The organism is Paenibacillus sp. GYB003, from assembly GCF_036577625.1.
GTDB lineage: Bacteria > Bacillota > Bacilli > Paenibacillales > NBRC-103111 > Paenibacillus_AB.
In genome coordinates this window covers 22,113-46,744 of record NZ_JARBDC010000003.1, presented here as the reverse complement: position 1 = coordinate 46,744, position 24,632 = coordinate 22,113, and the positions used below count along the sequence as shown (strand labels likewise).

The window sequence follows — 24,632 nt, the reverse complement described above, 5'->3', positions numbered from 1 at the left end:
GGTTGCGTCTATCGGTTTCCGGGCGGATCGGTTCTGCTGCCTTGCTCAAGCAGTGCGTCTTCCCGAAGGGAAGAACCGCTTTCGGTTTGCTCGGGAATAGACGGCGTATGCTCCAGCCGCTGCTCTCCTTGACGGTCGTCCCGTTTATCGCGGCCCCGGTGCACGGGCGGATCTCCTGCAGCCGATGGCAGCGTCGTTACGGTTATTGGATCGCTCGCCTCGGAAACGTAACCGAAGCCGTTCGTACTATGCACGCGGAACGTATAGGTCGAAGCCGGATGCAGTCCGGAAACGGTCCATGTCGTGCCGTACGTGCTGCCGACAACCGTATCGGCGTTTCCGTAAACGGTATAGATCACCGAACCGACGTTCGCGGGATGCGGATCCCATGCCAGCTCCACGGAGCTTGTCGATTTTGACGTATAACGGAGCTGAAGCGGTGCCTCCGGTTTATAGTCGCGCAGCGCGATCGAGCCGGTCCGCGCATACAATCCGACATAGCCGGAATCCGTAATATAGCCGTTGAACGAATCGATAGCGTCGATCACCGAATGTCCGTCGACGTTCAGGACGATGCGTACGCCGCCCGGCACGTTGATCGCGCCGAACTCGACCAGATGATTGTTGCCGTAGGACATATAGGCGTTTGGCAGAGCGCCCCCGATCTTCGCCGTATATCCGGATAAATTGCCGTATAGCACGGTGCGGTTCCCGTTATTGAAGCGATGCAGCTCGACCGCCGTCGGACTGAAAACGATCATGTACGTCGAGTTCGTCGGCGCGTTGTAGGATTGATCGTCCTGCTGCGATCGGAACGTGACCGCATGCCAGCCGGCCGTGTCCTGGATCGTCATCTGTACCTTCACGGTTTCATCGGCATACTGCCTGCCCTGGAACATCGCTATTCCGCTCGGCGTTCGGAACGTGACAAGACCGTCGGAGGCCGTCTTTTCCGCCGTGCCGTTTACATACCAAAACTCGGGCTCGCCGATTATATTTTCCGTAAGCGCGAGCTTCACATCGATCTCATAGGCGTAAGTTTCGGGTATGCCGCCGATGATCGCCGTTATGTTCACTTCCGCCCTGCCGATCGAAACGCCCGTAACGGTTCCGCCGGCCGTAACGGTCGCAACGCCCGGGTCGGAGCTTGTAAACGACAATGAATCGATCGAACGGACTCTTCCGTATTTCGTTACGCTCGACACGGCGAGCGTCAGCGATTGCCGAGGCATCAGGGCGGGCTTCGATCCGGTAACCGTTAGTCCGTCGTATTCGTCGTCCACATAAATTCCATGGACAACCGGCACCGGAATGCCGTTCACCGTCGCGGTCAATGTCGCCTTGCCCGGACCGACCGCGGTCACAATCCCTGCGCCGCTGACGGTCGCAACCGAAGGATCGCTGCTTGCAAACGCGATGGAATACCCGCTCGGATCGACTGCCGCTCCGCGGGCTGTCAGGGCGGCTTCAATCCGAAGCGCGGCCGACTGGCCGGACGACAAATCCATCTCCCGAATAAACAGCTTGGCAATCGGCTCCGCCGGACGCAGGCGGCGATATTCCGGCTGCAGGCCGGCATTTGTAATGATCGTCAACGCCTCGGACGGCCACTCCGCGTTTTCGTACAGCTTCGTATCGGTGACCGTCGTGTTCGTGCCGTTATTGACGAGCTTCGGCGTATTCGTGTAAGTGCCGTCAACCGCAATATCGTGAATCGTTTTCGTCCAGATGTGCACGAAATTCGGCGTCGTTTCCACGACGTTATCGTACGCATGCCAATAGTTGCTGCCTTCGTCGAAATAAATCGAGCCTTGACCGACGTCGTGGTCGCGGAGCAAATAGTTGCCGGAGACGATGCCCGGCTGCGACGCCGAGCCGCCGGTCGTACCCAGCGTATAAATGTTGCCGCCGTCGTTCAGCTTTTGCATGACGTCGTGGATCAAGTTGTTCTGTATGCGGACATTGCGCGTATTCGACGAGGCGCTCGTAGCCCAGCCGTAGCCGATATGCAGTCCGGAATACGGCACATCGCCGATCTCGTTGTGCGCAATATCCATATCGACCGGATAACCGGCGGAAACGGCCGCGGCCGAAAAGTAGTCGACGGCGACACGGTTGATCAGGTTGTTTTTCACATCGTTGTTCCGGTTCAGCTTGCGCGGGTCCGTCGTCTCCTTTTGATCGTTCGAGACGTCGCCTACGGAAACCGCGCTGCCGGATATATCCGTAAACACGTTGCCGACGACGAGACTGTCCTGGGTGCCTTCATCCGTTTTTAAGCCGATCGAGCCGAGACGGCTGAAGCGGTTTCCTTCAAAGGTGATAAAATGCGCGTTTTGCACGTGAACGGCGCCGTCCATCAGCTTATCTCCGGCAACGCCGCTTTCCCGGATGTGGCTGTTCTGCGCATCGGAATGCCCGTTGCCGGTGCTCGGTCTGAGCCATGTCGCATATTCGAAGCGAATGCCGGAGAAGGTCAAATGGCTGACGACATGGTCGAGACTGCCGCCCTGAATCCGCATCAGCTCCTCGAGCTCGGGAGCGACGACTTCCGCCGACGCCAAATCTTCGCCGGCGCGAGGCTTGTAGTAGAAGTATCCGGTCATCCGGTCCAAATACCATTCGCCCGCTTCGTCCAGCAGTTCGTAGGCGTTTTCGTAATACCACGGAACCGTCGCGCTCGTCGACCCTTTATTGCGCATAAAATACCAGCCGGGCTGCTGCATGACGATCGTCGCCACGCCGTTGTTTACCGTTATGGAGTCGACCTTGCCGCGCGGGCTGGTCCATTTTTGCTTGTAAACCATTTCGATGTCCCGAATGTTCCCCCAGCCCGCCAAAAAGGTGTCGGTCGTCGTATGGCCGGTTTCGCTGTGCGTGGCGTTGCTTAATCCGCCCGCACTGCGGGCGCGGACGGCCCGAACTCCGTTTACGTACAGCTGGCGCGTATCCAGATCGCCTCCGCCGTATGCTTTGTATATGTTTTTGCCGGCGTCGTGGAGCGTCCAGCCGGTTATCGTGCGCCCGCCGCTAATGACCGGCGATTCGCCCGGATAAGCCTTATAAATGACGGAAAATCCGTTTCTCCCGGAATCGCGTTCATCGAACGTCAGCGTGCTTGCCTTGATGCTTCTGGTCTCGCTCACCGTCCGATCGCGGTTGTACAACTTCTCGCTGCGGATCTGGTACGGCTGCACGTAGGTGCCTTCCCGTAGATAAACCGTAATGTCGGAGGTCATGCCGCTCGCAATCGTACGGACTTTGTCGCGAGCCCGCTGAATCGTGCGAAACGGATGCGCGAGCGTGCCGCTGTTATCGTCGTCGCCGTTAACGGGGTCGACATAGTAGGCCGAGGCCGGGCCGGAATCGATGCGTTCGGAAGAAGCGCTCGAATAAGCAATCCCGGTATCGTAGCTATCTGCCGGCGTCACTTCAAACTTGACGAATCGGTCCAGCATGTCGGCCGTAATCGTAAGCGTCCTGCTTGCTGCGCCGCCGATCGCCGTATACGGGCCGTCCTTCGCGCCGCTGATCAGCCATCGATACGTTGTGCCCGATTCCGGATCGGAATCGCTGTCGGCATAGTCGTACTCGCCCGTCAATACGCTCCCGACCGATGCCATGCCGGTCATGCGCACCCGTTCCGCAACCGGCGCCGCGCCGAGATTTACGAGCACGGGCTCGCTGTAAACGATCGGTCCGGCGGAAGGTTCCGTCGTCGTTCGAGGAGTAACGCCGACCTTCACATATTTGCCGACATCCGACGCTTGGACCGTATATTGCTTGCCTGCAGCTCCGGGAATCGCCGTAAACGCGCCCGTTTGCGTCTCGCCGATATACCAGCTCGTCGACGATCCCGATTCGAGATCGCCGTTTGCGTCGACATAGTCGTAGGAGGCCGCGAGCAGGCGGCCCGGCTTCGCCTGCCCGTTTACGATGACGTTGGAGGCGACGGGCGCCTTCGGCTCCGGATCCGGCGTACTCGCCGTCAGCGTCACCGTATATTGCGCATAAGCGGACGGGTTCGCTTGCGCCTCGGCGCGAATCGTTACGGCACCGATCGAAGCGGAGCTGCCGACCGACAGGACGCCTGTCGAAGGATGAATCGTTACGCCGGCCGGGCCGCCAACGATCGACCAGTGAAGCGCTTCCCCGTCCATCCCCTCCGACGTGTCCATCTGATTCGTCATCGCCGCCGAATAGCCGTACGTATTGGCGGCATTGCCGGCAAGCGGTATTTGCGCTTCGGCGCTTCCGGAGATCGATACGGTCCAGGGCGTTGCCGGCTCGACGATCACGTCGTCCACATAAAAGGCGGAATATTGCCCCGCTTCGTTTTTAGGCTCGGTACTGACCGAATGCTGGACGAACAGACGGGCGTTGTCATAGATATACCCGAAGCCCGACGCCGTCGATTCGGTTGGGAACGTTTTCATCCCGCGCAGCAGCGTCCACTCCGTATTCACGACGCCGGAGGCCATGATCGGATAGTTCGCGCTCCCCCATTTGACGCCGCTTTGGTTCAAATAGAGCGCTACCTGTGCGGAGCCCTCCTCCCGTTTGACGGCCGCGGAAAAATAATACGTTTTTCCCGGTTCGAACGACATTCCCGACTGCCCGATATTGCCGGAATAGCTCGTCGGACGCACGACCTTCGCCGACGCCGCGCCGGAACGGGCCTCCGCCGTGCTTCGCGAAATCGTCGCTCCGCTCGCATTCCAGCCGGTCAAATCGGTTTCAAAGCCGGAATTGACGATCATGTTCGCCGCCATCGCGCGCGGTATACCGACCAAGCCGACCGCTGCGGCCGTGCAGCAAACGATCCCCAGGATACCGATAACCTTCGAAACATAACGAAATCGAAGCCGCGATCTTTCGCGCAAGCCGGCCGATCCGTCGCGCTGCCGTATTCCTATCGATTGCATGCGCCTTCACCTCCTAAACGAGTACAAACGAATAATAAGAGCGGGTAGCGAATCAAATCAAGGATACCGATAACCTCAAGCGCATGCTTCGTTTGCATGCGCCTCTCACCTCCTCCATGATCGGGTCTAAGGCCCCCCTCCGCGATCGGCGGTCGCAACCAACGAACGGCTTCAAAGGTCGTACGGGTCGATCCGCAGCTCGACGAGCCGGTTGTCGCCGTCGAACAGACGTACTTCGCGAAGCTCGTCGTGCGGAGCGCGCGGCACTTCCCCGTCCCGAAACGAACGGTCCTCGATGCGAAGCCGGTCCAGCCGCTGGTGAAGCTCGGACTCGGCAAGCTTTCGATCCAAATGAACGACCGCCCAGCCGGTTTCGAGGCGAGCGATATGGTGCAATTTTTCTTCGCCGCGATACAGCACTTGACGGATGGTTACCCGATCCCCTTCCTGCTCCACCTCCGGCTCAATGGCTCCGTGCCTGCCCATGTCCGACGTGATGCCGCCCAATGCGGCCACGGCCACATCCGCCGCTCCGAAATGAAGCACGATCCAGCTTACTCCGGATTCCGACTCATAGGTGGAAACGCTGCCTGCAAACCGTTGTATCATCCACTCGTCCGCGGCTTCGCTAAAATGATGATGAACGCCGCTCATGCTTCGCACGACGACCAGCGCATGCCCGTGCTGGGCGCTGCGCAGCCGGATGTCCGGATAATACGATTCGCGGAACAGGGCCGGACTCAAGTAATTTTCGCCATACGATTTGGCCGGGTGGGAGCGAACTCGATCGCCTTCGCGAATCAACCAGCGCAAGTACGAAATTTGCTCGTCGTCGATGCTGAAGGAGACCGGGAACGTTTGCCAGGCGAGCCCCCATGTCGGCCATTGGTACGAGCCCGGTATGACCGGAAACCGATTCAGGCTGCCCAAACGTCCGGTATGCCCGATCCAGCTTGTCGCATAACAATCGTCGAAGACGCGTTCCTTCCGCTGGCGCGGTACGGGGAGCGTTAACGGCTGCGGTGGGGTTTCCAGCTCCCGCTCGAACAGAAGCGTAAAATTGACCCAGTGCCACAGACCTTCCTTGCGGAACAGCCGTTCGTCGTCGGAGGCGATCGCGCCGATCAGGCGGAGCATCAAGCTGTTTTGCCGGGTATGGCCTTCAAAATTATAGCTGCGAATCGCCGGGACGAACTCGTAATCGCCATGGAACGCGCTATAGGCCAGAAGCGTCTCCATGTGCGCCCGCAGCCGGGCGCGCAGCCCGGCCTGCTCCGGCCCAAGAGCCATACACGCCAAACGAAGCGCCGTCACAATAATCCGAATATATCCGGGACTTATGTTTTCTCCCCAGCCCCACCCGCGAGCGGTTGTATAGGCGCACCAGCGCTCAAAAAAATGCACCGCTTTGCCGTAATGTCCGCGATCGCCCAGCAATTGCGACATCGCCGCATACAAGGCGCCGTCGCTGACGATTTTGTTCGGGTAATATAAGCTCGGGTCCTCCGTCTCATGCGCGAACCAATTCAGCGCCTGCCGCATCATATCGTCGATTTCCCGCCGATGTTCGGACGGGATGCGTTCGGGCCTGCATAACGCGACGCATACGATCGGCATAAGCGTAAAAAACGCCGCGTTCGAGTCGCTCACCTGCGTTTCCTCGCGGTACCAGAAAAAGGCGCCGTTATACGGGCTCGATTCATCGACGATTTGCAGGGCGCGCAGCGCCCGCAAAATTTCGCTGCCGAACGCCTCGTCCATTTGACCGCACAGGACGGCCGCCGCATAATAAGCGGCCGACGTTCGGCCGGCGTGCGTTTGCGCAAGCTTCGACACTTCTCTTGTATGGCCCGGACCGTTCGCTCGAATTAATCCGCTGTCCCAGTCGTAACGGCCCGCCGTTTTCGCAAAATGCTCCTGCAGAACGTTTACCGCATAAGATTGCTTTACCATGATTCGATGCCCCCCTTTCAAGGTTCTCCGGATATGTAACCGATTCCATAAGGAACAAAATCGGTTCCGAGCAACCCAAATGTTATCAGAAAGCGCTCTCCCCATGTTTTCTTTTCTTGCGGTAAAATGTTCATTTCTTGCTCTTTGATTGCAGCGGGAAGCGTTTCATGTACAATGGAATAAAGCGGCATCGCTTCCATTCGTACCGTCCAATTCTCCCAAATGAGGGATGAATCGTGAAATTTTTCAACGAATTGAATCAACGGCAATTTAAATATATTTATCGGGTCACTCGCGGACATTTCGATACGTTTCACATGCATCACGGAATGGAATTTTTATATATTTTCTCGGGCTCGATTGTACTCGTCCTGGAAAATCGGATTCACCATGTCGGCCCCGGTACGTTGGTGCTGTTTCAGCCCTTTCAGCTGCACCGCGTCGAGCCCGTTCTGGAGAATGACTACGAACGGACCGTTCTTATATTCGACCCATACAACATGGAAAATCGGCTGCAGCCTTACCCCCACTTTCACCGATTTTTTCAATACTTGTGGAAAGAGAAGCTTCCGGTGCAAATGATCCGGCACCCGATGCTCGAGCAGCTGTTTCAACACGGCCGGGACTATTTGTTCGGCAAACACGTGTACGACGAAAGATCCGAGCAGTTGACGTTTTTCGTCAAGTCCGTGCTGCAGTCGCTGAGCTGGATATGGAACACGCTGGACCACACCGCCAATCAAACGCCGTCCCTGCGGTCCGACCATTACGCCGAACGCGTTATGAAATGGATCGATCAGCATTTTCACGAGGAGCTTAGCCTGGAGCAGCTGGCCGCCCTTGTCCATCTGTCGCCCTATCATCTGTCCAGACTGTTTCACGAAGCGACCGGGAGCAAAATCTCCGAACATATTACCGCGCGCCGGATAAGAGAGGCTTGTTTTCTGTTGAAAACGGGCAGCATGTCCGTTAAGGAAATCGGGGAGCGGATCGGCTTTCCCAACTTCTCTTACTTTTGTCGCATTTTCCGGAAGCATACGGGCATGTCCCCGAGAAAATACCGCGAAACGTATTGAGTAGGGGGATTGTTCCTTGACGAGACGAATAACGAAGCGAGGCCGCCGGTTTCGGCAGCCTCTGAACATTCGCATTAGGTTCGATTCGTTTCGTAGCTTTTCAATAGTTCCTCGATCGGAATCCCGTTTATTTTGAGACCTTCTATATTGCAGTTCGTTATGTCGACGTTCGACAGGTCGGAATCTGCAATTGTGCTTTTCGGAATTTTTATATTTTCAAAGGCGACGGGCGCATCCTTCGCGCCGGCATTGCGGAGTTTCATTCCGCTGATGTTGACGCCGTCGATCTCCAAGCCGCTAAGGTTTGCGTCGGATATTTTCCCGTTACGCATATTCATATCTTGAAAGCGGCACTGTTTTAAATCCGCGTATTGGATCCGGACGTTGGGCAGCGAAATGTCCTTCAATACGACGTCGCCTGCGAAACAGTCCGTAAATTCGGAGCCTGCTATATTCGAGTTTATTACGACCATTTTTTGCTTGGGCTCCCTTTTGTCAATCACATACACGATGGCGGGATCCAAAACCGCCACTTGACAAACGGCAGAGATATGCCCCGCCTCCGTAATTCCCCTTACTTCCGCAGTCCCTTTTTCTACGCCGGCGATCCGGACTGTACCGTCGCCCGGATCCGCGACCGCGACATGCTTGCTGTCCGAAACCCATGTAACCTTTTTGTTCGCGGCGGTATCCGGGAACACGCGCCCTTCCAACGTTATCGTTTCGCCTTCTTTGACGTAGGCTTTGTTGGGAAGAAGGAAAGCCAGCGGCTCCGAATCGTGCTCCGCATGGTTCCATTGCGAAACATGCAGCTCCTTTATCGTCACGACGGAACCCATGGCGGAAGCTACCCCAACCTCCAGCTCCGGGAAAGGCGCGCCTTCGGTAACCGGCTTCATATAGGGCTGATTTTTGCGGAATAATCGGACTTCCCCGTTGACCAAAAGCAGCATATAGTCCTTATCGACAATCCAGCTGATGTCGACAAATTCGTCGACCGGGATTTTCCCCTTGCCGACAACTCCGTTGCAGTAATTCCCGCCCACCGGATCGTGAACGCGAAGCTCCTGCTCGTTGCGCTCCCAATTCAATATAACGGCGCCATTGCCGTACTTCAGGCGAATATGGGTCGAATCCGTCTTGGCGGTCAGATCGATTTTTAGCGGAATCGCGTATTTGCCCGGCGCCATGACCGCCCCGTCATCGCGGGGACAAGTAATGGCTATGCCTTCCTCGTTCGGAGTCATGCGAATATTGCCCCGCGGTTCCAGCAGATCCAGTCGACTCGTAAATTCGTTCATGGTAATAGTTCCTCCTTTGAATGGTTGTGCGGAAAATCCGTACAAGGCTTCCTGCACGCCTCCCAAAGTAAAGATGCCGCGACCGGAAGTAATCTATCGAGCAACTGATCCGTTTTTCGATTTTTTTTGTTTTTTCGAATCGAGGTCCTTGAGTTTGAAAAAAACGAAAAAACGCACGGTGTCCAAAGACACCATGCGTGAGTCATACGTTCGGCGTATCGCGTCAAATATCGAACGCCGGCTTCGCCGCCGCTTCGTTCGCGGAAACGTCCGCCGGCCGCGGCTCCAGCACGCGATCGAGGATCGTGCGCTCGAAACGGGAGAAGCCGCTGTCCTTCTCCCGAGGACGGGCGAGCGTGACGGCGACGTCGAACGCGATGCGCCCGCGCTCGATCAGGATGACGCGGTCGGCCAGCGCTACCGCCTCCGCTACGTCGTGAGTGACGAGCACCGCGGTGAAGCGCTGCCGAAGCCACAGCCGCTCGATCAGCCGCTGCATCTCGATGCGGGTCAGCGCGTCCAGCGCGCCGAGCGGCTCGTCGAACAACAGGAGCCGCGGCTCCCCGACCAGCGCCCGGGCCAGCGCGACGCGCTGCCGCTGCCCGCCGGACAGGACGGACGGCCAATCCTTCGCCCGATCCTGCAGACCGACCAAACGCAGGGCTTCGTAAGCCTTTTGCTCGGCCTCGCGCTTTCCCGGCCCGCAGACGCCCAGCTTCACATTGTCCAGCACGCTGCGCCACGGCAGCAGCCGGGCGTCCTGAAACATGACGCGCGTCTGCGGATCGATGCCGTCCGCCGCGCCGCCGCCGCGCGCGAGCGTGCCGCCGGTTGCGCCGTCGAGCCCGGCGATAAGCCGCAGCAGGGTGCTTTTGCCGCAGCCGCTTCGGCCGACGACGGCGACAAATTCTCCTTCGCGGACGGACAGGTCCAGCCGGTCGAGCACCGTTTGATCGCCGAACCGCTTTACGAGCTGCTCCGCGCGAATGGCGAAGCCACTTTTTTCGTGCGGTTGCGGTTCGGGTTCCTCCACGGTAGAGCGGCTCGGGCCGTTTTTCGGTTCGCTCTCCCGCCCGGCTTGCCGAACGGCTTCCCTCGCGGCAGGGGCTTCTTCGGCATAGGCGCTCAGGAGGTTTGCGGAACGGCCGTTTTCCGGAAATGCGGATGCCATTGCAGCCATCTCCTTTCCAGCCATTTGGCGATCAAATCGGACAGCTTGCCGAGCAGCGCATAAAGTACGATGCACAGGACGACGACGTCCAATTGGAAAAACTCCCTCGCGTTCATCGCCATATATCCGATCCCTTCCTTGGACGAGATCGTCTCGGCGACGATAAGCGTCAGCCACATGATGCCGAGCGCGTACCGAAGGCCGACCAGAATCGACGGGAGCGCGCCGGGCAGGATGATGGAGCGGTACAGCTCCGGCCGGCTCAGCCCGTAAACGCCGCCCATTTCGATCAGGCCGGGATCGACGGAGCGGATGCCGTGCAGCGTGTTGAGATAGATCGGGAACGATACCCCGAGCGCGACGAGGAACACTTTGCCGTCCTCGCCGATGCCGAACCAGACGATGACGAGCGGAATGAGCGCCAGATGCGGAACGTTGCGGATCATTTGGATCGACGAGTCGGTCAGCTTCTCGGCGAGCGAAGAGACGCCGTTCAGAAGGCCAAGCAGGAAGCCGACGCCTCCGCCGATGGCGAAGCCGAGCACAGCCCGCCACGTGCTGATCCGCAGCGCCTCCCACAGCTGTCCGTTTTCGCCCAGCCGGAAGCCGGCCCGCCATACGTCCGTCGGCGTCGGCAGCACCCGGTTCGAAATCAAGCCGAGGCTGCCGAACAGCTGCCAGACGATCAGAAACGCAAGCGGCACGAGCCACGGCAAGGCGCGATCGCGGGTGCGCCGCAAGCGGGAACCGCCATTTCCGTTGCTTGTCATAAGACGTTCAGCCCCCTTCAATGCGCGGACGCTTTCGGCGTCGGAATGACCTGGTTGGCGATAAGCTCGCCGAACGGGCTGATCGAGCTTGGCCCCTTCGCCTCCGTCCGCCGGAGCGGCAAATGCGGGAACAACAGATCGGCGACCCGGTACGCTTCCTCCAGATGCGGATATCCGGAGAAAATGAACGTCTCGATGCCGAGCGATTCGTACTCCTTCATCCTCGCGGCGATCGTCTGCGGGCTGCCGACGAGCGCCGTGCCGGCGCCGCCCCGAACGAGGCCGATACCGGCCCACAGGTTCGGGCTGATCTCCAGCGACGAGCGGTCGCCCTTGTGCAGCCGCGACATCCGGCGCTGGCCCACGGAATCGAACCGCGAAAATATCCGCTGCGCGTTCGCCACCGTTTCGTCATCCAGATGCTTGATTAGTTCGTCCGCGGCCTTCCACGCTTCCTCGTCCGTTTCCCGCACGATGACGTGCAGACGGATGCCGAAGCGAAGGCTGCGGCCGCGGCTCTCGGCGAGCCGGCGCACCTGGGCGAGCTTCTCTTCCACTTCGTGCGGCGGCTCGCCCCAGGTCAGATAAACATCGCAATGATCCGCCGCCACCTCCTGCGCCGCGGGCGAAGAGCCGCCGAACCAGAGCGGCGGATACGGCTTCTGCACGGCCGGATACAACACTCGGCCGCCGCGGACGGTCAGATGCTTCCCCGACCGATCGACCGTTTCTCCCGCGAGCTCGCGCCGCCAAACGTCGAGAAACTCGTCGGTCAGCTCATAGCGGGAGTCGTGGTCCAGAAACAGGCCGTCGCCCGCCAGCTCCACCGGATCGCCTCCGGCGACGACGTTGATGAGCAGGCGGCCGCCGGAAATGCGGTCGAAGGTGGCCGCCATCCGTGCGGCGAGCGTCGGGGACATGAGGCCCGGCCGGACGGCGACGAGAAACTTGAGCCGCTTCGTCGAATGGATCAGCGAAGCCGCCGTAATCCACGGGTCCTCGCACGAGCTGCCTGTCGGGATCAGCACGCCGTCGAAGCCGAGGCTGTCGGCCGCGCCGGCCATCTGCTTCATATACTCGCCGTCCACGGCGCGCGCCCCCTCCGAGGTTCCGAGGTAACGGCCGTCGCCGTGCGTTGGAATAAACCAGAATACGTTCATGTCGCTCGCTCCTCCTTACTTTTTCAAAATCGCGTCGATGATCGTAATATTCTTCGGGATCAGCTCCAGCTTGCGGAACGTATCCGCGATCTTCTGCTGCGCGTCGATTACCGCCTGATCGATCGGCTGCACGCCGTAAAGTCGTCGGCCGGCGGCCAGCTCCAGCGAAGGCACGTCGATGCCGAGCTGCCGCGACAGCTTCTCCGCCAGCTCCTTCTGATTATGCTTCGCCCACTCGTCGATATGGTTCGCCTCGTCGAGCAGCGTCTTGACGATGTCCGGGTATTTCTCGGCGAACGGTCTGGACGCCAAATAAAATTCGTAGTTGGCGACGACGCCGGTGCCGTCGGCGAGCAGCTTCGCACCCGTAGCGGTCTGGGCGGCGGCGAAAAACGGGTCCCAGATGACCCAGGCGTCGACCTTGCCGCTCTCGAAGGCGGCGCGGGCGTCGGCCGGCGGGAGGTAGACGGTTTCGATATCCGAATAGGCCACGCCGGCCTTCTCGAGCAGCTTCACGAGCAGGTAGTGCACGTTGGAGCCTTTGTTTAGCGCCACTTTTTTGCCCTTCAGGTCGGCGACCGTCCGGATGTTCGAATCTTTCGGCACGAGGATGCCTTCGCTCTTCGGGCTGGCGGGCTCGTGAGCCAAATAAACGAGCGGCGCTCCCGCGGCCTGGGCGAATATCGGCGGCGCTTCGCCGGTGTGCCCGATATCGATGCCGCCCACATTGAGCGCCTCGAGCAGCTGGGGACCGCCGGGAAATTCCGTCCACTCGATCTTGACGCCCTGCTCGGCCAGCTTCTTGTCGAGCCTGCCGTCGGCCTTCAAAATGTTGATCGTGCCGTACTTCTGATAGCCGATCCGCAAGGTGAGGCCTTTGGATTGCGAGGCCGAGGCCGTATCGGCGCTCGCCGTGCCGTTTTTGGCGCCGGCGGCGTTCGCGTTCGCGCCCGCGTTGCCTGCCGCGCCGGGCGAACCGGCTCCGCCGCCGCAAGCGGACAGAAGGAGCGACAGTCCGAGGAGCAGACCGGCAACCGGCGAAGCGAACCGAAATCGGCTGCGCGACGCTTTCGAAATTTTGCCGGAATCGACGGATGAAAGGACGACTTTGGACAAACGTTTCATCTCCTTATGGGTGTTCGGATCGGTTCCCCAAAACGGCGAAAGCCTCCTTCCCTATGCACCGCAATGTGCATCTTGGAAAAGGAGGCCTCCGGCTTTCCGGTCGCGCCGTCATATATAACAAAACCGAATCGTTTAACTAAGATTTATGATATGATACTATCATTCCGCCTAAAAGGTGTCAACGATTTTGAGCATTTTTTGTAATGAGGATAACGATCTGAAAGGGCCGCAAAGAGCGGCCCATTATCGTACCCAGCACGGTTTTTTGAACGCCTAGATCAGGCCGATCCGCTGCATGCAGGCCCGCACCTTTTCCTGCGGCTCCGGACCGATCGGCTGCATATAGTCGGGATGAAACGTACCTTCGAATCCGAGCACGTTCATCGCGTAAGTAAAGCCGGGGAAAACGCCGACTTCCGCGAGCGTGTCCCGCAGCAGCAATATATCGTCGAGCCGTTTGGCCGCCGATTCGTTGTCCCCCGCCTCCAACGCCTTGTACATGGCGGACGTCAGGGCGGCGGTGCAGCTGAACATGCCGTCCAAATTGTCGCGGATCCCATAGGAGTAAGCCGCGTCGAATACGTCTAGTCCGCTGAACATGATGCGAAATTCGGGATTGACGGCCGGCTGCAGTCTCGACAGCGCTCTCGCCGTCGTCAGGTCGCCGGTTTTGATGCCGGCGATGTTCGGCACCTTCATCAGGGCCGCCGCCGTCTGCACCGTTATTTTGCTCTGGGTCACGACCGCCAGATCGTACAAATATACCGGATACGGCGAATAGGCGGCCAGCGAGGCGAAGAAGTTCGCGATATCGCCTTGCGACAACGGGTAATAATACGGCGTCGTGGCGACAACGCCGTCGATCGCAAGTCCCGCGAGCGAATCGATCCGTTCCTTGACCCGCACGATCGAATTGTCCATAACGCCTACGAGCAGCGGGCATCTTCCTTTCGCCGCCCCGGCGGCCGTTTCGGCGACCGCCCTCGTTTCGCCGCCTCGGATATAGGGCTGCTGCCCCATCGAGCCCATAACGAGCAGTCCCGCCGCGCCCGCATCGAGCTGATCCTCGACATGACGCCGCAGACTGGCTGCGATCAGTCGACCGTCCTCGTTAAGCGGCGTGCCCAGTGCCGGAAAAAAGCCTTGTTTTCCCATGTATGTCCTCTCCCTGTTCGGCTCCAAGCCGATTCATCTAATTTGGCGGCCGTCCGTCGCCGGCTCGCGTCTTCGCTTGCGCAGTTTCGTAAGCCCGACTTCGCCGCCTAATGAGACGCGACTCCTTCTTCGTCCGCACGCGTTGTCGAATCATCCCCATTTCATATACATATTATGGTCAGACCGTATTTTGCTTTTCAACCGACATATTGATGTTTGCACCGAGTCGAAACCGCAGCCTTTAGTGGTCATACCATAAGATATTTATCTAAAACATAGCATACAAGTTATAACCGGGATCGTCAATACGTTTTTATCCGTTCTGTCGAACCGAGTCCGAGTCGGTAAACGGCGAATCTGCGATCGACGAAAAAGGAAATCCCCGCCTGAAAGACGGGGACTACCGGAATAGGAGGAGAGGGGCGTCTTGTTCCGGTCGAACCGTCGAACCGTTCGCCCCAACCGCTTCCTTTCGTCGCTCATGAAACGATCTTCAGTCCGATGGCCGATACGGCAATGAGACCGATGCAGCAAATGCGCCTCCACTCCTTCGGCTCGCCGAAGGCGAACATTCCGAGCACGGCGCCGCCCGCCGTGCCGATGCCGGTCCACACCGCGTAGGACGTCCCCATCGAGATTCGGCTCATCGCCAGCATAAGCAGCGAAAAGCTTGCCCCGAAGGCGAAGGCAAGCAGCGCATACGACTTCAGGTCGCGGAACGTCGCAACCCGCTTGATGGCCAGCACGCCGAGCACTTCGCACAAGCCTGCGGCCACGAGGGCGATCCAAGCCATCACGCCTCCCCCTCCTTGGCCTTATTTTCCCCGGAGAGCAGCTTCAACCCGATGACGCCGGCGGCCAGCGACGCGATAAACAGCAGCTTGAGCGCATCGACCGGCTCGCCGAACACTGCAATTTCCGCAATGGCCGTTCCGGCCGTCCCCAATCCCGTAAATACGGCGTACACGGTGCCGACCGGCAGCTTGGCGGCCGAGTCGATCAATACTTTGATGCTGGCCAGAAGCAAAGCCGCCGTGATCAGCCATTCCCACCACGCGGTCGCATGCTTCAGACCGGAAACCCAGACGACCTCGAATGCGCCGGCGACCATGAGCAGCCCCCATTCCTTCTTCATCCGACATCCCTCTTTCCCGTAAAGTACGGATCCTATGCCTCATCGCGGAGTACGTCCGTCGATTTTTATAGTAATCGAGAACCGCCATATCGTATAATGATTCATATTGATAGAAGTATCATTATTTACGATAGATATGTACGGCAATGCCGAAGGAGGGATATCGGTGGAATTGACCGATCTGAAAATATTCGCCGCGGTCGCGGAGGAAGGCAGCATCTCGGGCGCCGCGGAGCGGCTGGAGTACGTCCAGTCGAACGTCACGGCCCGCATCCGCAAGCTGGAAAGCGAGCTTGGCGCGTCATTGTTCCGCCGGCATCCGAAAGGGGTCGAGCTGACCGAAAAAGGCGCCGTATTCCGCGAATATGCGGCTCTGATCCTGAAGCTGTCCGAGGAGGCGGCGAATGCGGTCAAAGAGACGGAATTCCCGAGCGGTCCGCTCGCCGTCGGGGTGGTCGAAACCGTTACGTGCGGCAATTTCATGAACGCGATAGCCGAATTTCAATCCCGGTATCCCGACGTTTCGCTTTCGCTCGTGACCGGAACCTCGTCGGAGCTGCTGACGCAAGTGCTCGACCGTCGGCTGGACGGCGCCTTCGTAACGGGAGACGTCGACAGTTCGGTGCTCGTCCGCGAATATGCGGAGCGGGACGAAATCGTGCTGCTGTCCGGCGGCGACCCGTCGGAGCCGTACCCGGATTTGGCGAAAGTCCGATGGGCCGTCTCGCCGATCGGCTGTCCGTTCCGGGCCGTGCTGGAGCGATGGCTGCAGCGGGAAGGGATTGCGTTCCGGAACAAGATCGAGATCGGGTCGCTGGAAACGCTGCTGAACAGCGTGAAGGCGGGGCTCGCGTGTACGCTGCTGCCGAGATCGGTGCTGACCGGCGCTTACGATAAGCTGTCCGTTCGCCCGATCCCCGAGGAGTTCCGGTATGCGGAAGCCAGCCTGGTCCGCCGCGACGATCCGCTGCCGAAACGGGCGTTCGCCGCTTTCGCGGACATGGTCCGGGTGCGCGGGCTGTAGCTCCGTCCGGTCCGAGGCAAAATGGGACCGGTACGGTCAAGCGGGAATATAGGTCAGCGCGACTCCGCCGCAAGCAAAAACTTTCGCATCAACGAGCTTTAACGGCATCCGATCGTGCAAATTCTCGAAAAGCATTTTGCCTTTGCCCAAAATGACCGGGTTCACAATCAGCCTATATTCGTCAACCAGTCCGAGATTCGTCAATTGTCGAACGACGCTGCCGCTTCCGTACACGACCATGTCTTTCCCGGGTTGCCGTTTCAGATTCGTTATTTCTTCCGCAATGCCGCCGTGAATCGGGCGGGCATGCTCCCATTCGCCCCAAGGAGTTTCCCGCAAAGTTGTCGTAAACACGATTTTCTTCAGCTGGTTTGTTCTGGCTGCAAAATCGCCCGGGGCAAAAGGCCAAAAGCTTGCCATGATCTCATAGGTAGTCCGTCCGTAAATAATCGTATCGACCGACTCAAGCAGCTCCATGGCGTACGCGTTCAACTCCGCGTCCTGTACGAACCAATTCATTCCTCCATGTTCCGCTTCGATCAAGCCGTCGATGGATATCATTTCCGATACGATCACTTTTCGCATTTGCATAGCCTCCCGTTTTGGCAGCGTATGGAATCGTTTCATGCCGAATCTTTATTGTCCGTTCGGCGATTATCCCGCACGTGCGGGCTCCCCCGCCTCGGCGAAGTCCACGAGTTCTGAGTTGAATATAACACAAAAGGAAATTTCCTGTAAAGGAAATTTCCTTTTGGCGAAAGAATTGCTTCTTAGTCCTGCTTCGCTCTCGGCGCACTTTGGAAGCCGATCGACTTGTGCGTGCCGTCGCAGAACGGCTTGTTGCCCGAGCCGCCGCACCGGCACAGCGAGAACGTTTCTTTGTGCTCGAACGGGTTGCCCTCCGCATCCACCAGTTCGACCGGGCCCGTCACCCGAAGCGATCCGTTGTCGTTCACTTTAATCGTCACTTTGCTTTGGTCTGCCATCCGTTTGCCTCCTAAGTACCATAATCAATACAAGTATATCCGGCGTTCGCGCGAAAAAGACGAGGCGTCCTGTAACGCCGACGTCCGGAATATAATTCATTAAATAAATCATTCAAAAATCGGTATTAAAAACCCAAAATGACAGCATGAAGCTTCATTTTTTTTCATTTACAATCCCATCGTTTCAGTTATATATTTAATCTAGTAAATTATATCGCGAGGTGAACGACTTGACCGCAGCATTGAAGGCCGCGTTCGGCAAAGCGAACATTACTCCCGAAGAAACGATGCCCTTGCAGGGCTACGATCCGCGGCAATTTACGGCCGATCCGGCAACGGATATACTGGATCAGCTGTACGCCAGAATCGCCGTATTCGACGACGGCGAAAGCCGATGCGTCATGGTCGGCCCGGATTGCTGCCTGACGAACGAAGATTTCGTGCAGGTGCCCGACCCGTCCGGGCGTCCGCGGCTTTATCGCGGGTTCGGCAGCACGTTCCCGCCCGGCACCAGACGGTTATGGGCGGAGGCGGCGGGCATCGCGGAGGACCGCGTGTCCGTGAATGCGACGCATACGCACAGCGCTCCCGTCCACTTCGGCGAGAAATATACGACCCGCATTCGCGACAAAATACGCGAACTGACGCATTCGCTCGCCCCGGTGCGGCTCCGGGTCGGCACCGGAGTTTGCAGCATATCGGCGAACCGAAGACCCGCTCTGAAAGCGAACGACGCCTTGCCGGTCGACAGGACGCTTCGCGTGCTCGTCTTCGAATCGATCGACGGGAAGCCGGTCGGGAGCATCGTCAATTGCGCGGTCCATCCGACGATGCTGTGGAACAAGGCGAACCGGATCAGCTCGGAAATGGTCGGCCTCGCGATGAACGCGATCGAAAACGACTACGGGAACGGGTTCGTTTCGCTTTTTCTGCAAGGCTTTACCGGAGACGTCGGCCCGCTGCTGTGCGGTCCTACGAGCGGAATGACGGAGGATACGTATCCGTTCGTCGTCGAAGCCGGACGTCGGCTGCATGGCGATATCGCCGAGGCGACGCGCCGCATGGAGCCCGTAGCCTCCGTGCCGCTCAGGGCGATGCGGACGAACGTGAGACTGCCCGCCGTAACCGGATTTCACCGCCCGCACCTGGACGTTGTCCTGATGGCGATTCGTATGGGGGATTTGGCCATATTGTCGGCTTCCGGAGAAATCTTCAACGGGTATGTCGATAAAATCAAGCCGAGATCGCCCTTTGCCTATACGTTGTTCAGCAGCCTCGCAAACGGCTACACCGGCTACCTGCCGACGGCCGAAGCGTTTCGCGACGGCTTGGGAGGCTACGAGCTTAGGACGACGCCTTTTACGGAATCGGCATGCGAGCCGTTCACGGATGCTTCCGTTCGATTGCTGGAGAAATTGATGGGCTGATGGCCAGATTCAAAAAAACGAGGATGAGCGAAAACCGGCGGCTTCCGAAACGTAACGGACGCCACGGCGCTGATTTCGCGAAAATCGGCCGTTTCTCCAATCGTAACGGACACCACCTGCGCTTATTTGCACCAAACCGCCGTCCAAAAGGGGGTTTTCGCCAAATAGCTGCGTCTGTTAGAAAAAAAATAAGCCGTTATTAGGCTCAATTGCGGCCTCCATGTCCGTTGGACACTGGAACTTTGGCCCGTCCCGCCGCCGCACGGCGCCGGCGCAGGTCAACCGAGCCGATATCGCCGTGTCCCGCCGCCGGCAGCAGAAAACCGCTCCGGCTTTGGCGCTTAAGCGAAGGTCGGGACGGACGGTCTATTCTGTGCAATGGTTGTGCCGAAACGGCTGCGGAGCGGGAAGCGGGGTGGAAATGCTCCCGCTATTTTCCGTCGTTTCCCGTTTCCGGGCAAAACAACGGGAAAACGTCCCGCTACATTCGCCCATACCGCGCTTTTCGCCGGTTCGGCGCCATTTGATCGGGAGCTTTTCCCGTTATCTCTTAACTGCGCCTATGGGAGAGCGAGTGAACAGGAGGTATTCCCGTTCGGTTTTATTCCGATGGCCCGGCAGGATCAGGATACGCCGGACGTGGAAACGTAAGGCGCTGCTTGCTGCATACTTTTGCGTACACGAGATCATCAAATAAATTCTTTAATACCTAAGAAAAACCGCTGGAGAAAAGAGCGCCAGCGGTCCTTCTTTCGTGCAAACCGATTCGTCGGCGCGCGGGTGTGAACGGGATTAGGCTCCAGCCGCCGGCGAAGCCGTGTTGTCTTGTTGTGAGCTGTTTCCGACATTCATTCGCCCCTTCCGGTTTTCGGACATACGGCTAACGAATCGAGTCATCGTGATCAGAGCCGAATGCGGGGGAATGAAAGTGCTTACGAACTTCAGTATCGCTATTTCCGGCAAACCGGATCGTTTTCTTCCATGTTGGGCGAGATAGCGATGTCCGGATTCGTTAGCTTGAAAAACCAACGTTTTTTCCGCCGATAAGAATACTGCGATTCGTTCCATCGCCGAAACGGAATTCCGGTTGGCCAAGCGGCCTCCCCCCAAATAACCCCCGCTCAAGCCGACGAGCAAGGCGCTTCCCAATCGAGCGGGATTACTTTCTCGGGTAAAAGCCGACGAACGCTTTCGTCCGGAAATCGAATGCGACAGTCAAAGGCCCGAGCAGCTCGTCCTGATCGGTGTTGTACGTGACGGTCACGAGATTGCCGTTCGCGCTTCGAATCTGTTCCAGCAGCTTCTTTTGTTCGTCGGTGGACGCGATGACGCCCGAATCTTTGGCGGAGACGATTTGAACGAGCGCCTCGTCCCGCTTGGTTACAAGATGCGACGTATTGTCGGACACTTTCGGCCAGGCCAGGTCGCGGTATTCCTGCGCGGCTTCCGGCGACATTTTGCCAGCCGGGGCTTGGGCGTCCGTCAGCACGACGAGGTAAAACAGCGGGCTTTGCGGCGGAATGCTCTTCGTCTCGATCGGTCCGTAGTAGGCGCGGACTTTGGTGCCGGCCTGCAGGTCCTCCCATTTGACCGGTTCGCCTTGAGAGGTCAGGACGCTCGTTTCCTTGCCCGCTTGGAGCGTCAAGGCCGGAACGGCGACGCCGTCCTTCGTTTCGCCGAATTGGACTTGCCAGCCGTCGTCCGTCCGCTTCACGGCTTGGATGACGTCCTCCTTCACCTTGCGTTCGGCGCCGACGGTAATTTTAACGGCATGCGATTGGCCCGGGAAGCTCATCGCCATGACCGGACCGTATTCCGCGACGATTTGCGTGCCTGCCGTCAACGCTTGAGCGGGAACGGCATTGCCGGCTTCGTCCGCGATTACGGTTTTCTCGTCGGCATACAGGATGACCCAGGCATTGGAGCCTTTGCCGAGAAGCTCGATCCGATACTGCCCGTTCTCCGTCTGCTTGACGTCTACGATCACTCCGGTTCCGCGCATGAAGTCGGCGGCTTCCTCCTTGTCGATCTTGTGAAGCTCGATCTCTTTGTTCGCATCGTCGTAAACCACTTCGTAGTCCAAATCGGCCGCGGCATCGCGAACCGGTATGTACGCCTTCCCGTCGATGTAGACCGGCGTCAATGAAGTGTCCGTTCCGTTTACGACGATTTTCACTTCTTTGTGCAAAATCCCCGTTACTTTCTCCAACACGTCTTCCGCGCCGGCCGCCGCCGTCGAACCGAGCAATCCTGCCGCCGTCATCAGGACGATCAGCTTTTTGTGGGGCATGTCAATTCTCCTTCCGCCTTATCAAGGATGTTGTCAACGTGGACATCCCTCAGACGCGCCCCGGTCGGGAAATGTTGCAAAAGCATGCCGGGCGAACGTACTACGATTTCGCGGGGGACAGGATGCATCCCTTAGCGGGCTACCGTTTTGAAATACCGGTATATTTTGTTTAATTTCGCGGCATGCTTGCCTTTCGTTCGGCTCTCCATATTGCCGAATTCGAAAAATTTGACGTTCGTTATCCCAACATACCGGAACAAAGCTCTCTTCATCAACACCTTGTGCGCGTTATTCAACCAGAAGAGCGGATAAAGCGTCGGCCCCTGCATCGTCGAAATGCAGACGACCGACTTTCCTTTCAATAGTCCTTCCGGCAGCAATCCGCCCGTATCTTTGTAGGCAAATCCCGAAGCGAACATTTGGTCGATATATCCCAATAGCATGGCCGGGGGCCTTCCCCACCAAATCGGATAGACGAATACGATCTTGTCCGCCCACAGCAGCTGCTCGCGATACGCTGCCAGCCGCGGGTCGGCGTGCATATCCCTTCTCCGTTTGCGCTCGTTGAACACGAGTACCGGATCGAACCCGGCTTCGTATAAATCGAGCACCTGCAGCTCCGCGATATGGCGATTCTCGCTCCCGCCCTGCAGCACCTTTTGCAGGAAGGCGTAATTCAAGCTTTGATGATTCGGGTGCGTATAAATGACCAATACGTTCATCTCGCCGCTCCTTTACTTATCAAATGATAAGCAAATCGTAGCACATGCTTCTTTTAGTTGTCAAATGACAATTGTTTTATGATAATTAATTTGTTATCGTGTGTGTTGAGGTGATCCGATTGGACCGAAAAGCGCTGTTCCAAAAATTCGTCGCATTCACGACCGCCGTCCATCAAACGACGCACGAGATGACCAAAGACGTCAAATCCGACGCCGTAACCCCGATGCAGTACGGCATTCTGGAATATATAGCCGTCAGCGAGCCCGTCACGCTAAGCCAAATCAGCGATTGTCTGCATATATCGATGCCGAACGCAAGCCGGGAGCTGAAAAAGCTGGGCGATAAACGATTATGCGAGAAGGTAACCGTCGCCGAAGACCGGCGGAAGCAGTACATCCGTCTTACCGAGGAAGGGAAAGCGTTGATGAACGAAGCGTTTGCGCGAATCGAAGCCCGTTTCCTGCACCGGCTCAGGCATGCTTCCGAAGAAGAGCTGACGCAAATCGACAGCGCCATCGACGTGCTTCAGGCCAAAGTGTTCGATATGGACGACGATTGACGAGCTTCGATCGATAGGGAAAACGGTAACGTTCGCGGACAAAAAAAAATCCGCGATATACGCGGATCCGATACGACAACCATCTGGGTCCCGGCTTCAATCCATCCACCCTTTTTCCTTCGAAAGGGTAATCGCTTCAATCCGGTTGCTTACCTCGAGCTTGTCCAAAATGCCGGATATATAATTGCGGACCGTGCCCGTCGTCAAAAACAGCTCCTTGGCCGTTTCCTTCGTCGTCTTTCCGGCGGCCAGCTTCTGCAATATTTCTTTCTCCCTGTCCGTCAAAGGGTTTTCCTCGTTGTAGAGCTCGACGATCAGCTCGGATGCGTAAATCCGTTTCCCGGTCATGACGCTCCTGACGGAGGCGGCCAGCTCTTCGATCGGGCTGTCCTTCAGCATGTAGGCGCTTACTCCCGCCTTCACCGCTCTCTCGAAATAGCCGGCACGGGCGAACGTCGTTAAAATGATAACTTTGCAGCCTTTCCCTTTCAGCTCTTCCGCGACGTCGAGGCCGGTCTTGCCCGGCATCTCGATATCCAAAATGCAGACGTCCGGCTTCAGGCGGTCGACCAGCTCGATCGCTTCGACCCCGTTGCTCGCTTTGCCGACTACTTCCAGATCGTCCTCCAAATCAAGCAGTGCGCCAAGAGCGCCGAGAAGCAATCGCTGATCCTCCGCAATGACGATTCGAATCATACGTCCTTCTCCCTTTCCAATTGTTTAATGACGTTCGGAACCGTTAGGACGACCCGGGTCCCGTTCTCGGAGCGGATCTCCAGATTTCCGTTTACGAATTCCATCCGCTCCCGCATGCCCTTGATGCCGTTTCCTTCCTTGCGCCCGTCCGGAATTCCTTGACCGTTGTCCCGTATCGTAATGACCGTATCCGTATCGGATTGTTCGATCAGCACGGAGCATTCGTCGGCGCCGCTGTGATTGACGACATTGTTCACCGCTTCCCTGATGCACATGCCGAGCACATTATGGACATAGGGCGAAACGTTCGGCAGGACGGGATCTCCCGTGAACGTAAACCGGATATGGGCCGCGGAACAAATTTGCTTGACGCGTACGAGCTCTTCCTCCACTTTCGTTCCGCGCATGTTCGCCACAAGCTCGCGCACTTCCTTGAGCGCGGTTCGTGCCGTATGATGAATGTCGTTCATTTCGCTTTTCGCTTGCTCCGGCCGTTTCTCGATCAATTTGGAGGCCAATTCGCTTTTTAATCCGATCAGCGACAGCTTTTGGCCTAACGTATCGTGGAGATCCCGCGAAATACGCTCCCGCTCCTCCTGCTTGATCAAATCCGCGATCCGTTTATGGGCATCCGCCAGCTGGTCCTGAAGCTGGCCGCGTTTCTGCTGCGAATATTGATTGAACGGAATCAGAACGACCCCGATCAGACATAAGATCATGAACGGAAATTGAAGTATGAAAAAAACCGCTCTTGTATGAAAGCCGTAATTGATCGCAAGGAACGTAATGACCGCATGCAAGGAATATAAAATTCCGAACGGCAGCTTGCCCCTAATATTTCCGATATAAAAGGCGACGGGCAGCGCCAGGTAAACGTACCCGTACACGAGCGTAATGACGGCGGAGGTTGCGATCTGCACGACCGTAAGGACAATGCGAATACGGTCCTTTGCGCGATAAGACCCCAGGTTGATGGCAAAAAAGAGCAGAAGCAGCACGATGCCGATCGTGATCTGTTCCGAGGTCGGAGCCGTAACGACGAAATAGAACGGAACGATAAAGGACACGACCAATATATAAGGGAGCAGTCCCGAAGCCAGCTGAATAATGTAATGCTTTCTCTTTTCCATACATCCCTCGTCATTCGCCGGATACC

At 57.7% G+C, this 24,632-nt stretch carries 22 protein-coding genes; 4 read left to right on the top strand and 18 right to left on the bottom strand.

Going from position 1 to position 24,632, the window contains the following annotated elements; genetic code table 11:
- Window positions 1-8: 8 nt before the first annotated feature.
- From PV407_RS02755 to PV407_RS02745, 3 genes are all read right to left on the bottom strand, one after another.
- On the bottom strand, window positions 9-4,925 hold the full coding sequence (locus tag PV407_RS02755; RefSeq protein ID WP_332088336.1) for an Ig-like domain-containing protein: 4,917 nt from the start codon (window positions 4,923-4,925) through the stop codon (window positions 9-11).
- Window positions 4,926-5,096: 171 nt separating this feature from the next.
- A complete protein-coding gene (locus PV407_RS02750) occupies window positions 5,097-6,878 on the bottom strand; it encodes a hypothetical protein (RefSeq protein ID WP_332088335.1) in 1,782 nt (593 codons plus the stop codon).
- A 17-nt stretch (window positions 6,879-6,895) separates the two neighbouring features.
- Complete coding sequence (locus tag PV407_RS02745) at window positions 6,896-7,078, bottom strand: hypothetical protein (RefSeq protein WP_332088334.1); 183 nt, start codon at window positions 7,076-7,078, stop codon at window positions 6,896-6,898.
- A 36-nt stretch (window positions 7,079-7,114) separates the two neighbouring features.
- Between PV407_RS02745 and PV407_RS02740 the strand changes: the two genes are divergently transcribed.
- Window positions 7,115-7,954 (top strand): AraC family transcriptional regulator, encoded by an 840-nt coding sequence (locus PV407_RS02740; protein ID WP_332088333.1) that lies wholly within the window; start codon window positions 7,115-7,117, stop codon window positions 7,952-7,954.
- A gap of 74 nt (window positions 7,955-8,028) precedes the next feature.
- Here the strand turns inward: PV407_RS02740 and PV407_RS02735 are convergent, their stop codons facing one another.
- The 8 genes from PV407_RS02735 to PV407_RS02700 all read right to left on the bottom strand — a co-directional run bounded on the left by PV407_RS02735 (window position 8,029) and on the right by PV407_RS02700 (window position 15,771).
- Complete coding sequence (locus PV407_RS02735) at window positions 8,029-9,255, bottom strand: Ig-like domain-containing protein (RefSeq protein WP_332088332.1); 1,227 nt, start codon at window positions 9,253-9,255, stop codon at window positions 8,029-8,031.
- A gap of 223 nt (window positions 9,256-9,478) precedes the next feature.
- Window positions 9,479-10,426 (bottom strand): ABC transporter ATP-binding protein, encoded by a 948-nt coding sequence (locus PV407_RS02730; protein WP_332088331.1) that lies wholly within the window; start codon window positions 10,424-10,426, stop codon window positions 9,479-9,481.
- On the bottom strand, window positions 10,381-11,196 hold the full coding sequence (ssuC, locus tag PV407_RS02725; protein ID WP_332088330.1) for an aliphatic sulfonate ABC transporter permease SsuC: 816 nt from the start codon (window positions 11,194-11,196) through the stop codon (window positions 10,381-10,383). Before ssuC ends, PV407_RS02730 begins: the two co-directional genes overlap by 46 nt.
- A 17-nt stretch (window positions 11,197-11,213) precedes the next feature.
- On the bottom strand, window positions 11,214-12,356 hold the full coding sequence (ssuD, locus tag PV407_RS02720) for an FMNH2-dependent alkanesulfonate monooxygenase (RefSeq protein ID WP_332088329.1): 1,143 nt from the start codon (window positions 12,354-12,356) through the stop codon (window positions 11,214-11,216).
- Between the two features lie 15 nt (window positions 12,357-12,371).
- Window positions 12,372-13,433: a sulfonate ABC transporter substrate-binding protein gene (locus PV407_RS02715; RefSeq protein WP_332088473.1), complete on the bottom strand. Its 1,062-nt coding sequence runs from the start codon at window positions 13,431-13,433 to the stop codon at window positions 12,372-12,374.
- Window positions 13,434-13,754: 321 nt separating this feature from the next.
- Complete coding sequence (locus PV407_RS02710) at window positions 13,755-14,636, bottom strand: dihydrodipicolinate synthase family protein (protein WP_332088328.1); 882 nt, start codon at window positions 14,634-14,636, stop codon at window positions 13,755-13,757.
- A gap of 479 nt (window positions 14,637-15,115) precedes the next feature.
- A complete protein-coding gene (locus PV407_RS02705; RefSeq protein ID WP_332088472.1) occupies window positions 15,116-15,430 on the bottom strand; it encodes a DMT family transporter in 315 nt (104 codons plus the stop codon).
- The gene (locus PV407_RS02700) at window positions 15,430-15,771 is read right to left on the bottom strand and encodes a DMT family transporter (RefSeq protein WP_332088327.1); all 342 of its coding nucleotides are present in this window, start codon (window positions 15,769-15,771) and stop codon (window positions 15,430-15,432) included. The genes PV407_RS02705 and PV407_RS02700 overlap by 1 nt, the downstream gene beginning before the upstream one ends.
- A gap of 166 nt (window positions 15,772-15,937) precedes the next feature.
- Between PV407_RS02700 and PV407_RS02695 the strand changes: the two genes are divergently transcribed.
- Window positions 15,938-16,795 carry a LysR family transcriptional regulator gene (locus PV407_RS02695; protein WP_332088326.1) on the top strand — a complete coding sequence of 286 codons (858 nt, stop codon included), beginning with the start codon at window positions 15,938-15,940 and terminating at the stop codon, window positions 16,793-16,795.
- A gap of 36 nt (window positions 16,796-16,831) precedes the next feature.
- On the opposite strand, the gene PV407_RS02690 is transcribed toward PV407_RS02695, so the two are convergent.
- Together PV407_RS02690 and PV407_RS02685 are read right to left on the bottom strand one after the other, a co-directional pair.
- Window positions 16,832-17,380, bottom strand: coding sequence for a dihydrofolate reductase family protein (locus tag PV407_RS02690; protein WP_332088325.1), 549 nt, complete (start codon window positions 17,378-17,380; stop codon window positions 16,832-16,834).
- Window positions 17,381-17,565: 185 nt separating this feature from the next.
- A complete protein-coding gene (locus tag PV407_RS02685) occupies window positions 17,566-17,781 on the bottom strand; it encodes a CDGSH iron-sulfur domain-containing protein (protein WP_332088324.1) in 216 nt (71 codons plus the stop codon).
- Between the two features lie 230 nt (window positions 17,782-18,011).
- On the opposite strand from PV407_RS02685, the gene PV407_RS02680 reads away from it, so the two are divergent.
- Entirely contained in the window at window positions 18,012-19,208 is a 1,197-nt protein-coding gene (locus PV407_RS02680; protein WP_332088323.1) for a hypothetical protein, read from the top strand.
- 792 nt (window positions 19,209-20,000) lie between these two features.
- On the opposite strand, the gene PV407_RS02675 is transcribed toward PV407_RS02680, so the two are convergent.
- The 3 genes from PV407_RS02675 to PV407_RS02665 all read right to left on the bottom strand — a co-directional run bounded on the left by PV407_RS02675 (window position 20,001) and on the right by PV407_RS02665 (window position 22,220).
- Window positions 20,001-20,303: a hypothetical protein gene (locus PV407_RS02675; RefSeq protein ID WP_332088322.1), complete on the bottom strand. Its 303-nt coding sequence runs from the start codon at window positions 20,301-20,303 to the stop codon at window positions 20,001-20,003.
- Window positions 20,304-20,367: 64 nt separating this feature from the next.
- Window positions 20,368-21,498: a hypothetical protein gene (locus PV407_RS02670; protein WP_332088321.1), complete on the bottom strand. Its 1,131-nt coding sequence runs from the start codon at window positions 21,496-21,498 to the stop codon at window positions 20,368-20,370.
- A gap of 131 nt (window positions 21,499-21,629) precedes the next feature.
- Window positions 21,630-22,220, bottom strand: coding sequence for an NAD(P)H-dependent oxidoreductase (locus PV407_RS02665; RefSeq protein WP_332088320.1), 591 nt, complete (start codon window positions 22,218-22,220; stop codon window positions 21,630-21,632).
- A gap of 119 nt (window positions 22,221-22,339) precedes the next feature.
- On the opposite strand from PV407_RS02665, the gene PV407_RS02660 reads away from it, so the two are divergent.
- On the top strand, window positions 22,340-22,780 hold the full coding sequence (locus PV407_RS02660) for a MarR family winged helix-turn-helix transcriptional regulator (protein ID WP_332088319.1): 441 nt from the start codon (window positions 22,340-22,342) through the stop codon (window positions 22,778-22,780).
- Between the two features lie 96 nt (window positions 22,781-22,876).
- Here PV407_RS02660 and PV407_RS02655 read toward each other — a convergent pair whose 3' ends face one another.
- Both PV407_RS02655 and PV407_RS02650 read right to left on the bottom strand, forming a co-directional pair.
- A complete protein-coding gene (locus PV407_RS02655) occupies window positions 22,877-23,476 on the bottom strand; it encodes a response regulator transcription factor (RefSeq protein WP_332088318.1) in 600 nt (199 codons plus the stop codon).
- The gene (locus PV407_RS02650; RefSeq protein WP_332088317.1) at window positions 23,473-24,606 is read right to left on the bottom strand and encodes a sensor histidine kinase; all 1,134 of its coding nucleotides are present in this window, start codon (window positions 24,604-24,606) and stop codon (window positions 23,473-23,475) included. The genes PV407_RS02655 and PV407_RS02650 overlap by 4 nt, the downstream gene beginning before the upstream one ends.
- Window positions 24,607-24,632 lie beyond the last annotated feature (26 nt).